This window comes from Ruegeria spongiae (assembly GCF_023502395.1).
Lineage (GTDB): Bacteria > Pseudomonadota > Alphaproteobacteria > Rhodobacterales > Rhodobacteraceae > Ruegeria_C > Ruegeria_C spongiae.
This window is the reverse complement of the sequence record NZ_JAMFMB010000027.1, coordinates 45,878-57,250: the sequence shown is the minus strand read 5'-3', so window position 1 is coordinate 57,250 and position 11,373 is coordinate 45,878. Positions and strand designations below refer to the sequence as shown.

Below are 11,373 nucleotides of genomic sequence, written 5' to 3'. Positions count from 1 at the left end.
ATGAGATTTCAGTTGAAAAAGCCCAACTAGATCTCCTTAAAGAACATCGGGATTTCCTACGCCAATCAATCGACGACATGGGGCAGCATTTGGGCTTGGATGATCAAGAACGGCTGATACAAGCATCCGGCAATGAATTTAGAGCATTAAAAATTCTGCTTTCAATGTATCGGCGTATAAGAATTGTGGCTCGATTTCAAGATGATAGGAAGGTTCTGCTGCCTAAGCAGAATTCTGAGAATACAAGCGAGACTGATACACTCAACAGGTGAACGTTTGCGCATAAGCCCTTATATGTGTTTGATCGAAACTCTCCACAATGTCCGCTTCGGGCTGCGGACCCCCGTTGGTGAAGATATGATCAGGCCACCTTCCCCCCGCCGAGACGGTCGATGCTAGAATATTGACAGCGCCGACGCGGAGATTGTCTCTCCGCACCTCCTCACCCCGTCGGCACCATCAGCAGGACCCATTCGCCCACCGTTTCGACCTGGGTGGCGCCTTCGGAGAGGACCTCTTCGACCGCAACCGTCTCGACCACCGGGCAGCCGACAAGGACAGAGGCGTCTCCGAGGTATTCGACGGTCAGCGCGTTCTCTCCGATCACCTGACAGGTGCCCCCCTCGTCCGGATAGGGCCGCGCGGTGACCAGGCCCGAGGCTTCGGGCGGGCCGTAGCTGGGAGTGCCAGCGGACGGGGTGGTGTCGCAGCCGGCCAGCGTTGCGATCAGGAGGGCGGCGGTCAGGGGCGCGTATTTCATGGCGGGTCAGTCTCTCTGTTGGGGCGGTTCCCTCCTGTTTAGGCGGAATGGTGCGAAAAATCACCTGTTCTGCGCAACCGGACGGCAGGCCTTTTCGCGCGCGGGCATTCTTGGTACACCGCTCCGGCAACCGGAGAAATTCATGGCCCGCTACGAGTACAAAGTTGTTCCCGCCCCCGCAAAGGGCACCAAGGCAAAAGGCATCAAGACGCCCGAGGGGCGGTTTGCGCTGTCTGTCGAAGAACTGCTGAACCTGCTGGCCGCCGAGGGCTGGGAATATCAGCGCGCCGAGCTGCTGCCCAGCGAGGAAAAGACCGGGCTGACCGGGTCGACCACCAACTGGCGCAATGTGCTGATCTTTCGCCGCCTGCTCGACGCCGAGGATGAGCGCGCGGTGCTGCTGACCCAGCCGCTGGAGGCGCCCAAACATGACCCTGACGGGGTCGCGATCGCGCGCCCGATCCCTGGCCCCGAGGCCACGCCAGAAGCCGCGCGCGCACCCGCCCCGATCGCCGAAGAGGTCAATGACCCGCCGCTGAAACGCAGAGAGGATGCTGGGACATCGCGCACGCCGCCTCTGGTGACCCAGCCTGCGGTGGAAGGCGGCGACAGCGGGTCATCATCGGACAGCTGACCCGGGCGACGTCCCGCTTAGGCGTCGATATCCAGCGCCAGCGCGTGGATACGTCCCACAATGTCGCCCAGCGCCGCGTGCACGGCCCGGTGGCGTGCGATGCGGGACTGACCGGCAAAGGCCTCGGCCCGGATGCGCACGTTGAAATGCGACTGCCCTCCCTCGCGAAACCCGGCATGGCCGCGATGGCTTTCGCTATCGTCGACCACCTCCAGCTCTCGCGGGGAAAACGCCTGTTGCAGGCTGTTGCGGATGTCGTCGGTTATGGTCATCTTTCGCCAGTCGGCAATTTATTTGCCGCTCCCTCTTCTATCTTCCGTCACTTGGATTAAACTGCTGCCTCCGAGTCGTGAAGCCGTGTTCGAAAGGTGCCCCTGATGTCCAAATCCGATCCGTTTGGTTTCGACATGTCCGTATCTTCTGCCAAGAAGAAGAACCCGCGCGGTCGGCGGGGCATGTCCGGCGCGTCCGAGACATCAATGCGCCTGTGCGATCATGAGGGATGTCAGGAGGCCGGAAAGTTCCGCGCGCCCAAGGCGCCGGATGTGCTGGATGACTTTTTCTGGTTCTGCCAGCAGCATGTGCGCGAATATAACCAGAAATGGAACTTCTTTGACGGCACCACCGAGGCCGAGCTGAACGCCCAGATGTCCAAGGACAAGGTCTGGGAACGCAAGACGCGTCCCATCGGCGACCCCGAGGCCAAGGCCTGGGCGCGGCTGGGCATCGAGGACCCGCATCAGGTGCTGGGGGCCAATGCCACACAGAATCCCGGCCGCGGATCGACCGGCACCAAGCGCCTGCCCCCCACCGAGCGCCGTGCGGTGGAGATCCTGGAAGCGCAGGATCACTGGAGCAAGGCTGATGTGCGTAAAGCCTACAAGAAACTCATCAAGGTGCTGCACCCGGACATGAACGGCGGCGATCGTTCTCAGGAAGAACAGTTGCAAGAGGTGGTCTGGGCCTGGGACCAGATCAAGGACAGCCGGAACTTCAAGTAAGCGCCGTTCAGGGGGCGAACAAGCGGGGCGTTGAATGCGCGGCTCCGGCTGTTTTTGCCAGTTTCAGGACATTTTGCGGGCACTTCTTGCCCTCCCGGAGGCCTGGGCGTCAGGTGTAAACCGGGTTCGCATTTAGGTGGAAACTTGCAAAAATGCGCAACTTTTGGTAATTTGCCCTGTATTTACAAGGTCTCTTACCCAGAGGTCTCCTGATGAAAACTGTTTTGTGTCTTGCCATGTTTATTGGCTTTTTGATTTCTACCGGCGCGCTGCTCAATGCCCAATCCTATCCGATCGGGGCCTGTATTCTGCCGAGCGGCCAATGGTGCATTCCCCCGTCAACGGGTTATCCCGGCTCGATCTGTTCGTGTCTGACCGAAGACGGCTGGATGGAGGGGATCCAGAACTGACCGGAGGGTCGCATGAAATTGACGGAAAAACCCGAGGTCCGTGACCTTCTGACAGCGGCGCGCGCGACGCGCACCTACTGCATGCTGACCGGTCGGGGCGGCGACAAGTCCGACACGCTCATCGACGCGCTGGCCCCCTTCGACGGCAGCCCCAGCCAGATCAAGGCGCAGCATCTGGTGGAATTGCGCAAGGCGATGCGCGACACCTGCCGCGACATCGATGACTATACCCTGACCCGCATTCTGGACGGCGACTCGCCGGTACGCATCAGCAACCCCTCGGCGCGGTATCGCAAGCCCAGCACCGAAGAAGAGCAGGAGTTCAATTGGGCCACCTGGTTTCCCCGCATCCTCAACAGGGCCAGGCAGAGCTGGCCTTGGCTCTGGCAGCGCTGGGTGCTGCCGGGCATCGCGATCGTGCTGCTGTTGCTGGCGATGCATTACACCCACTGGTCGTTCAGCGCCAACCTGCTGCTGTCCCGGCTTGACGAGCATATCGCGACCGACATTCACGAAGAGGTGCGCGATCTGATCGTGGTGGCGCGGGCCATCGAATCCAACGGTCAGGACGGGGCCAATCCTGCCTCCAGCGCACCGGCGCAGAAACTGTTCAACGAAACGATGAGCCGGCTCAAGGCCTATCACTATCAGGAGGAAGCCCTGCGCGCCGAAAGCGCCAGCGCCGCGCAGCGGTTCGATGTTCTGATCGCCACACGGGAATCCGCCAATGGCATTTCCGCCAAACTGTTTCCACCCCAGCGCCGCCAACTGCCCCCCGTGCCGGTGGTCAATGCCGAAGCGGCAGCGGCGCAGCAAGGCGCGCTTGGGTTGCTTGGCCCGGTGCTCGGGCGCGAGCAGACCCTGTCCGCGGCCAGCGACGTGATGAACACCGTCACCCAGATCGAGCGTGAAACCACGCGACAGATGGCCCGCGCAGCCAATGCCACCACCGCCGCGCCTTCGGGCGAGGCCGGTGGTCTGCCCACCAATACCACCGAGGTGGCGGAGCAATCCTCGCTGGTGCAGATCGCGCTGGCGGGCCATGACGGGTTTCTTGAGATCGTGCGGGAAATCTCGAAGAAGACCGGGCGCAATTCGCGCTCCAACCCGGCTGATCACATCGTAACCCGCCTACAGCTCCTGCAATCCGCCGAAGAACTGAAAGCCAAGATCTCGCTGGCCAACCGGTTCGCGCTGCCGATGGTCTATGGCTCGCTCGGCGCGGCGCTGTTCTGTCTGGTCCGGGTGCTGACGCCTGCCCTGTCCGATCTGGGCCCGGCGCGCGCCTTTCTGCGAATCCTGTTCGGGGCTTTTGCGGCAATGACCCTGTCGATGCTGTTCATCCCGGCAAACGTGTTCTCGATCAACGAGCAGAGCAATCCGACCCTGATCTTTCTGGCCTGTTTCCTGTTTGGGTATTCCTTCGATGCTGTGCTGGCCGCCCTGCACAGGATGGAGGCCTTCCTGCAAGGCCGCCTGCAACCACAGGAGACACCGCGCGCACCGTGATCCACGCAAAGGCAGGGTTTCCGCCGATCGCACCAGTTGAAAGCGGTGGTGGTGGAAATTGACCGCCGCTGCCCCTTGCCCTTGCCCGCATTATGTTGCACGACAGGCGCGTTCGGACCCCGGAACGGGGCAGAGGATAAGGACCACGGGCATGGCTGACGGCGTAATCGACATCAACGCAAGACCGACCGAAGAAATCTCGGTCCGTGAGGTGTTCGGCATCGACACGCCGATGGTTGTGAAAGGCTTCGCCGAACGCGGCGACCGGGTGCCGGTGATCGACCCCACCTACAAGTTCGACCCCGACACCACGCTGGCGATCCTTGCTGGCTTTGCCCATAACCGCCGGGTGATGATCCAGGGCTATCACGGCACCGGCAAATCGACCCATATCGAACAGGTCGCCGCCCGTTTGAACTGGCCTGCGGTGCGGGTCAACCTCGACAGCCATATCAGCCGGATCGACCTGATCGGCAAAGACGCCATCAAGCTGCGCGACGGCAAACAGGTGACCGAGTTCCACGAGGGCATCCTGCCCTGGGCGCTGCGCAACCCGGTCGCCATCGTCTTCGACGAATACGACGCGGGTCGCGCGGATGTGATGTTCGTGATCCAGCGGGTGCTGGAGCATGACGGCAAGCTGACCCTGCTGGACCAGAACGAGATCATCACCCCACACCCCAATTTCCGCCTGTTTGCCACCGCAAACACCGTGGGTCTGGGCGACACCACCGGGCTCTATCACGGCACCCAGCAGATCAACCAGGCGCAGATGGACCGCTGGTCATTGGTGGCGACGCTGAACTATCTCAGCCATGACGCCGAAACCATGATCGTCCTGTCCAAGGCACCGCATTACAACACCGAGAAGGGCCGCAAGATCGTCAGCCAGATGGTGACCGTCGCCGACCTGACCCGGACCGCCTTCATGAATGGCGATCTGTCCACGGTGATGAGCCCCCGGACGGTGATCAACTGGGCGCAGAACGCCGAGATCTTCCGCGACGTGGGCTATGCGTTCCGGCTGTCCTTCCTGAACAAATGCGACGAGTTGGAGCGCCAGACCGTGGCCGAGTTCTACCAGCGCTGCTTTGACGAGGAACTGCCGGAGAGCGCGGCGAGCGCGAGTTTGGTGTAACAGCCACCCGGTTCATTCCCGCCCAGGCTATCCTGCGGCGAACGTAACCTCGGTTTGTCGCACCCAACCTGCCGGGCAGTGCCGGGGCAGCGCACCGGATTGCGAACTGCGATCCTTGCAAACCGCATCGCCCATCGGTGCGACCACACCGTACCAACCCGATTTCTGGTCGCACAGATACAAGACTTCCCCAAGCTGCAAAATGGCAACCCGGCGCGAAAGCCCCGTGGGCCGGGAACGCAGCGCAACCCCCTGATGCCCCACGATCAGAACACCGGGGCACGGCTCCTCACCGGGCTCAGCCTTGCGTGTCACCTCGCGAGGTACAACATAAGAAAGCGCGGCCAAGGCCAGGGTTAGAACCGCAAATGCGGCCAGCCCTCCGGTGCGGAAATTCACAAATTATTCCTCATAACCGCATACAATCTTTGCTCCGGTCGCAAGAAACCGCTCGAATTGGTCCGGAATGTCTTGCGTTTGACCGTGTGACCGACATTACCGCCCAGGGTCGAGACATGATCGGAGCGTATCGCAATCACGATATCACAATGGCTGGAAAAACGGTCATTGTCCTTTGCATGATCGTATGTCGCGCTGAAGCTGCCTCGGGCCATACAGACCATATCTCCTATTTGTGGTTTATGCTCATTCAAGCGAAAGCCCCAAAAAGACCCATTTTCGTTGTCTTCGCGTCGTCGGATTGCCTGATGCACATAACGCGAATGAGCGGCTGCCTGCTTGAAGTCGCCATATGCCCCCGCCTGTTCTATGCACCACGAAATGTAGGCAGCTGACCAGGGCCACCCCCGGTCCAAACCGTCAAGATCAAGATTGATGTTTTGCCAATACTCGCCGACAAATCGAAAGTATGGCGTCTGGAATTCTTTGCCGGTGCCCCGGTCAAAGCGCAACCATTCTGCCACGGCGGTGCGCGCCAGCCTTTCGCGCGCATCAGACACAGCGTCCCGCAAGACGTTTTTTGAAACGAAGCCATCACGTGCCGCCCCGCCCAGATCGGCCCTACAGGGAATCCAGCGGTCTCCTTGCTGCGGACCAGTCTTCGTTACAGCGGTTGCTTCTGGCAAAAAACCGACAACGTTGTCTCCAAACCCCGCCGAACTTCGAATATTTGCACCATATGCGAGCGACGACACAGCAAAATCAGCCATCTAAACCTCCAATGAATAAATCTATAAAAAAATGAGAGACTGTAATTTATCACAGTTTGAGCCTCACGCCAATTCTGACAACGAAGCGGGCGGCGTTTCAGGCTAATCCTGCTTGCAAATCTGAAGACGAATGTGATTTATCAAGGCATGAGCAAACCCTCAGACAACCCCGCCGATCCGTTCAAGAAGGCGCTGGCCGAGGCCACCAAGGTCATGGCCGATGATCCCGAGCTGAGCGTCAGCTATTCGGTCGATCCCTCGGGCGTCACCGGTGATTCCATGCGCCTGCCGCAGGTCAGCCGCCGGATGACGCGGGACGAGGTTCTGCTGGCGCGCGGCACAGCGGATGCGCTGGCGCTGCAGCGCAAATACCATGACGAGGCGACCCATAACCGCTATGCGCCCCCGGGCGACATGGCGCGCGACCTCTATGAGGCGATGGAAACCGCCCGCTGCGAGGCAATGGGCGCGCGCGACATGCCCGGCACCGCCAGCAATATCGACGTCAAGATCACCCATGAGGCGATCCGGCGCGGCTATGATCAGTGCAAACAGCCCTCCGAAGCACCCCTGCCGGTGGCGGCAGGCTATCTGATCCGGCATCTGGCCACCGGGCGCGACCTGCCGCAAGCCGCCGAGAATGTCATGAACCTGTGGCGCGGATTCATCGAGGAACAGGCTGGCGGGACGCTGGAAAACCTGCAGGAGATGCTGTCCGATCAGACCGAATTCGCACGGTTCGCCCGAAAGGTGATCGAGGATCTGGGTTATGGCGACCAGTTGGGCGACGACCCCGACGAGATGGACGAGGATCAGGAGGATCAGGCCGAAGACGACGCCGAGGAACAGCCCGATCCCGACAGCACCGGTCAGGATGATCAGGACGAACAGGACGCCGACGCCAACCCTGAACAGACCCAGGAAGAACAGCAGGACCAATCCCAGGCGCAGGTCTCGATGGATGAGATGGCCGAGGACGAGATGGGCGACGAGACCGAGATGCCCGATGGCGAGGCCCCGCTGGAGCCACCCGCCCCGCCCCCGGCCTCGGAGGCAGACCCCGATTACAAGGTCTACCTGTCCGACAATGACGAAGAGATCGCCGCCGAGGATCTGGCCGAACCGGTCGAGTTGGAACGGCTGCGCGCTTACCTGGACCAGCAGCTTGAGCCACTTAAGGGTGCGGTCTCGCGGCTTGCCAACAAGCTGCAACGCCGCTTGCAGGCGCAACAGAACCGCAGTTGGGAATTCGACCGTGAAGAGGGCATTCTGGACGCAGGCCGTCTGGCGCGCGTTGTGGCCAACCCGACCACACCGCTGAGCTTCAAGGTCGAGAAAGACACCGAGTTCCGCGATACCGTGGTGACGCTGCTGCTGGACAATTCCGGCTCGATGCGTGGCCGTCCGATTTCCATCGCGGCGATCTGCGCGGATGTTCTGGCCCGCACGCTGGAGCGCTGCAACGTGAAGGTCGAGATTCTGGGCTTCACCACGCGGGCATGGAAAGGCGGACAGGCGCGCGAGGCGTGGCTGAACGATGGCCGCCCCCAGCAGCCCGGACGGCTGAACGACCTGCGCCATATCATCTACAAGTCGGCGGATGCGCCGTGGCGGCGGACCCGGCCCAATCTGGGGCTGATGATGAAAGAGGGGCTGCTGAAGGAAAACATCGACGGCGAGGCGCTGGAATGGGCGCATCGGCGGATGGTGGCCCGCCATGAGGTGCGCAAGATTCTGATGGTGATCTCGGACGGCGCGCCGGTGGATGATTCCACCCTCAGCGTGAACCCGGCGAATTATCTGGAAAAACACCTGCGCGACGTGATCGCGATGGTCGAGAAGCGCAAACAGGTGGAATTGCTGGCCATCGGCATCGGTCATGACGTAACGCGCTACTATGACCGCGCGGTGACGATCACCGATGTCGAACAGCTGGCCGGTGCGATGACCGAGCAACTGGCCGCGCTTTTCGACAGCGACCCCCGCGCCCGCGCGCGGGTGATGGGGATCAAGCGGGCAAGCTGACAAGGCGTATCGAAACACCGTGTGGCGTGGGGCGTGTTACTTGGCACCCTCTATCAGTTGTTCGAATGGCTTGTAGTCGACCCCGTAACATGGAGAGTTCAGGCCGGTGACGTCGCGGGTGCTGACGACCTCTTGCCCGTCTTCGTCCAGCGTGACCTCCCAATAGTCACGCCCGATATAGGTCCCCGACGAGTTATAGGCATCGGTGGTGGCGCACATCTTGTATCCGCCCTTGACCGGGTATAGCGGTGAGATTTCGGCCTCGCCCGGGCGATTGGGGTCCTGCATATCCTTCAGAACAGCCTCGGCCGACAGGACCTGCGCGCGCTGGTCCAGCGGCAGTTCACCGGGTTCTTCCTGTGCAAAAAGCGGTGTCGCCAACAGGGGAACCGCAAGCAAATGACATATCCTCATGGCGCCATGATACCGGACCGGCAGAGCTTGCCAAGACGCCCCGCGCGGGCTGGACATTTTTAGCCGCGACGCTCACCTTCGGGCCACAGTCACAAGAGCGAGGCGCAGATGTTCCAGAATTTCGAAGTCACCGCCCGACCGGAGCAAGGCCCGCCGCGTCTCGCGGACCTGCGCGGCGAATTGGACAGCGCTGATCTGGACGGATTCCTGATCCCGCGCGCAGATGCCCATCAGGGCGAATATGTCGCCCCCCGCGACGAAAGGCTGGCCTGGCTGACCGGCTTCACCGGCTCGGCGGGGTTCTGCGTGGTGCTCAAGGGTCTTGCCGGGGTCTTTGTCGACGGGCGCTATCGCACGCAGGTCAAGGCGCAGGTGGCCGCAGAGTTCACGCCGGTGCCCTGGCCTGAAATTGGACTGACCGATTGGCTGAAAGAACACCTGCCCGAGGGCGGCAGGATCGGGTACGATCCCTGGCTGCATGCGGCGGGGCAAATCGGCAAAGCGCAGAAAGGCCTCAAGGGCTCAGGCATCGAACTGGTGCGCTGCGACAATCTGGTGGACCGGGTCTGGCCCGACCAGCCAGCACCGCCGATGCAGCCGGTCAAGGCGCACCCGCTGGAATTCGCCGGTGAAAGCGCTGACAGCAAATGCGCACGGCTGGCTGAGGGTCTTCGCGACAAGGGGCACAAAGCGGCGGTCATCACCCTGCCCGACTCGATCATGTGGATCGCGAACCTGCGGGGCGCGGACATTGCGCGCAACCCGGTGGCGCATGGCTTTGCGATCCTGCATGACGATGCGCGGGTCGACCTGTTCATGGCCACCGCCAAGCTGGACGAGGTGCGCGAGCATCTGGGCGACGGCGTCACGCAGCATGAACCGGGGACATTTCTGGATGCGGTGGCGGCGCTTGACGGACCCGTCAGCGTTGACCTGAACACCGTGCCCCAGATCGTGGCCGATGCCCTGGGTGACACGCTGCGCGACGGCGGCGACCCCTGTGCCCTGCCCAAGGCGCGCAAGAACGCCGCGGAAATCAAAGGCAGCGCCGCGGCGCATCTGCGGGATGCGGCGGCGGTCGTGGAGTTGTTGGCATGGCTGGACGATCAGACCCCCGGAACCGTGACCGAAACGCAGGTGGTGACACGGCTGGAGTCCGAGCGGCGCAAGGACAACGCGCTGCGCGATATCAGCTTTGATACCATCGCAGGCACCGGGCCCAATGGCGCGATCATGCATTACCGGGTGACCGAAGAAAGCGACAGCCTGCTGCAAGACGGCCATATGCTGGTGCTGGACAGCGGCGGGCAGTATCTGGACGGCACCACCGATATCACCCGCACCATCGCCATTGGCGACGTCGGAGATGAGGAGAAAGCCTGTTTCACCCGCGTGCTGCGCGGCATGATCGCGATGTCGATGCTGCGCTGGCCGGCGGGTCTGGCCGGGCGCGACATCGAATGTGTGGCGCGCCAGCCGCTCTGGGCGGCGGGACAGGATTTCAATCACGGTGTCGGCCATGGCGTCGGCGCCTATCTGAGCGTGCATGAAGGGCCGCAGCGGCTGGCCCGGACCAGCCATGTGCCGTTCGAACCGGGCATGATCCTGTCCAACGAACCGGGCTATTACCGCGAGGGTGCCTTCGGCATCCGTGTCGAGAATCTGGTGGTCGTGGAAGAGGCGCCGTCCCTGCCCGGCGGCGATGCGGAGCGCGCGATGCTAAACTGGCGCACGTTGACATTCGTACCTATCGACCGCCGTCTGATCCTGCCCGAGATGATGGCAGCCGAAGAAATCGCCTGGCTCAACGCCTATCACCGCGACGTCGCGACAAAGATCGGCCCCTGGCTAGGCAGCGCTGCCCGCATGTGGTTGGATGCCGCGACCCGCGCGTTGTGACATCCGCGTTTCACAAACCTGTGTCATCTGCGCACGCAAAGAAGCCGAAGGGAAAGACCATGACTGGACCGATCACAATCCGCAAAGCACCCGGCAGGTGGACAGTGCGCTCGGGCGGGGCAATTTTGGGCGAGTCGGTCAACGCACTGGAACTGAGCGAGGGTGATCTGGCTCCGGTGATCTATTTCCCGCGCGAGGATATCGCGATGGCTTTCCTTGACGCCTCGGACAAGAAGACCCGCTGCGCCAGCAAGGGCGAAGCCAGCTATTTCTCGATCGTCAACCGTTCCTCGGTGACCGAAAACGCGGTCTGGACCTACGAGAACCCGCTCGAAGCGCTCACCCCGATCCGGGGCCATCTTGCCTTTGTGCTGAGCGAGTCTGTCAAGGTCGAACAGATCTGAGGCGGCGCCT

General features: G+C 61.8%; 13 protein-coding genes. 9 read left to right on the top strand and 4 right to left on the bottom strand.

What is annotated here, in order from left to right; all coding sequences use genetic code 11:
* A partial coding sequence (locus tag M3P21_RS17910) for a hypothetical protein (RefSeq protein WP_249712168.1) occupies positions 1–272 on the top strand: 272 nt, incomplete at its 5' end.
* Between the two features lie 170 nt (positions 273–442).
* Here M3P21_RS17910 and M3P21_RS17905 read toward each other — a convergent pair.
* On the bottom strand, positions 443–760 hold the full coding sequence (locus M3P21_RS17905) for a hypothetical protein (protein WP_249712166.1): 318 nt from the start codon (positions 758–760) through the stop codon (positions 443–445).
* 142 nt (positions 761–902) lie between these two features.
* Here M3P21_RS17905 and M3P21_RS17900 point away from each other — a divergent pair, with 142 nt between their 5' ends.
* Positions 903–1,394: a DUF4177 domain-containing protein gene (locus M3P21_RS17900; protein WP_249712163.1), complete on the top strand. Its 492-nt coding sequence runs from the start codon at positions 903–905 to the stop codon at positions 1,392–1,394.
* Positions 1,395–1,411: 17 nt separating this feature from the next.
* Here M3P21_RS17900 and M3P21_RS17895 read toward each other — a convergent pair whose 3' ends face one another.
* Positions 1,412–1,666 carry a BolA family protein gene (locus M3P21_RS17895; RefSeq protein ID WP_249712160.1) on the bottom strand — a complete coding sequence of 85 codons (255 nt, stop codon included), beginning with the start codon at positions 1,664–1,666 and terminating at the stop codon, positions 1,412–1,414.
* Between the two features lie 105 nt (positions 1,667–1,771).
* Here M3P21_RS17895 and M3P21_RS17890 point away from each other — a divergent pair, with 105 nt between their 5' ends.
* From M3P21_RS17890 to cobS, 4 genes are all read left to right on the top strand, one after another.
* A complete protein-coding gene (locus M3P21_RS17890; RefSeq protein ID WP_249712159.1) occupies positions 1,772–2,395 on the top strand; it encodes a DnaJ domain-containing protein in 624 nt (207 codons plus the stop codon).
* Between the two features lie 212 nt (positions 2,396–2,607).
* Positions 2,608–2,805, top strand: coding sequence for a hypothetical protein (locus M3P21_RS17885; protein WP_249712157.1), 198 nt, complete (start codon positions 2,608–2,610; stop codon positions 2,803–2,805).
* Between the two features lie 12 nt (positions 2,806–2,817).
* On the top strand, positions 2,818–4,314 hold the full coding sequence (locus tag M3P21_RS17880) for a hypothetical protein (RefSeq protein ID WP_249712155.1): 1,497 nt from the start codon (positions 2,818–2,820) through the stop codon (positions 4,312–4,314).
* A gap of 151 nt (positions 4,315–4,465) precedes the next feature.
* Positions 4,466–5,452: a cobaltochelatase subunit CobS gene (gene cobS, locus M3P21_RS17875; RefSeq protein ID WP_249712153.1), complete on the top strand. Its 987-nt coding sequence runs from the start codon at positions 4,466–4,468 to the stop codon at positions 5,450–5,452.
* A gap of 395 nt (positions 5,453–5,847) precedes the next feature.
* Here cobS and M3P21_RS17870 read toward each other — a convergent pair whose 3' ends face one another.
* A complete protein-coding gene (locus tag M3P21_RS17870) occupies positions 5,848–6,621 on the bottom strand; it encodes a DUF2272 domain-containing protein (protein WP_249712150.1) in 774 nt (257 codons plus the stop codon).
* Positions 6,622–6,768: 147 nt separating this feature from the next.
* Between M3P21_RS17870 and cobT the strand changes: the two genes are divergently transcribed.
* Positions 6,769–8,646 carry a cobaltochelatase subunit CobT gene (gene cobT / locus M3P21_RS17865; RefSeq protein ID WP_249712148.1) on the top strand — a complete coding sequence of 626 codons (1,878 nt, stop codon included), beginning with the start codon at positions 6,769–6,771 and terminating at the stop codon, positions 8,644–8,646.
* 36 nt (positions 8,647–8,682) lie between these two features.
* On the opposite strand, the gene M3P21_RS17860 is transcribed toward cobT, so the two are convergent.
* Positions 8,683–9,045, bottom strand: a complete 363-nt coding sequence (locus M3P21_RS17860; RefSeq protein WP_249712147.1) for a hypothetical protein — start codon at positions 9,043–9,045, stop codon at positions 8,683–8,685.
* A gap of 123 nt (positions 9,046–9,168) precedes the next feature.
* On the opposite strand from M3P21_RS17860, the gene M3P21_RS17855 reads away from it, so the two are divergent.
* Together M3P21_RS17855 and M3P21_RS17850 are read left to right on the top strand one after the other, a co-directional pair.
* A complete protein-coding gene (locus M3P21_RS17855) occupies positions 9,169–10,959 on the top strand; it encodes an aminopeptidase P family protein (RefSeq protein ID WP_249712144.1) in 1,791 nt (596 codons plus the stop codon).
* Positions 10,960–11,018: 59 nt separating this feature from the next.
* Positions 11,019–11,363 (top strand): DUF427 domain-containing protein, encoded by a 345-nt coding sequence (locus M3P21_RS17850; RefSeq protein WP_249712143.1) that lies wholly within the window; start codon positions 11,019–11,021, stop codon positions 11,361–11,363.
* The last annotated feature ends 10 nt before the right edge of the window (positions 11,364–11,373 follow it).

Excerpts from the sequence above, each read along its gene's own strand:
- M3P21_RS17905 (WP_249712166.1), bottom strand. The coding sequence starts at position 760 with ATGAAATACGCGCCCCTGACCGCCGCCCTCCTGATCGCAACGCTGGCC.
- M3P21_RS17900 (WP_249712163.1), top strand. The coding sequence starts at position 903 with ATGGCCCGCTACGAGTACAAAGTTGTTCCCGCCCCCGCAAAGGGCACC.
- M3P21_RS17895 (WP_249712160.1), bottom strand. The coding sequence starts at position 1,666 with ATGACCATAACCGACGACATCCGCAACAGCCTGCAACAGGCGTTTTCC.
- M3P21_RS17890 (WP_249712159.1), top strand. The coding sequence starts at position 1,772 with ATGTCCAAATCCGATCCGTTTGGTTTCGACATGTCCGTATCTTCTGCC.
- M3P21_RS17885 (WP_249712157.1), top strand. The coding sequence starts at position 2,608 with ATGAAAACTGTTTTGTGTCTTGCCATGTTTATTGGCTTTTTGATTTCT.
- M3P21_RS17880 (WP_249712155.1), top strand. The coding sequence starts at position 2,818 with ATGAAATTGACGGAAAAACCCGAGGTCCGTGACCTTCTGACAGCGGCG.
- cobS (WP_249712153.1), top strand. The coding sequence starts at position 4,466 with ATGGCTGACGGCGTAATCGACATCAACGCAAGACCGACCGAAGAAATC.
- M3P21_RS17870 (WP_249712150.1), bottom strand. The coding sequence starts at position 6,621 with ATGGCTGATTTTGCTGTGTCGTCGCTCGCATATGGTGCAAATATTCGA.
- cobT (WP_249712148.1), top strand. The coding sequence starts at position 6,769 with ATGAGCAAACCCTCAGACAACCCCGCCGATCCGTTCAAGAAGGCGCTG.
- M3P21_RS17855 (WP_249712144.1), top strand. The coding sequence starts at position 9,169 with ATGTTCCAGAATTTCGAAGTCACCGCCCGACCGGAGCAAGGCCCGCCG.
- M3P21_RS17850 (WP_249712143.1), top strand. The coding sequence starts at position 11,019 with ATGACTGGACCGATCACAATCCGCAAAGCACCCGGCAGGTGGACAGTG.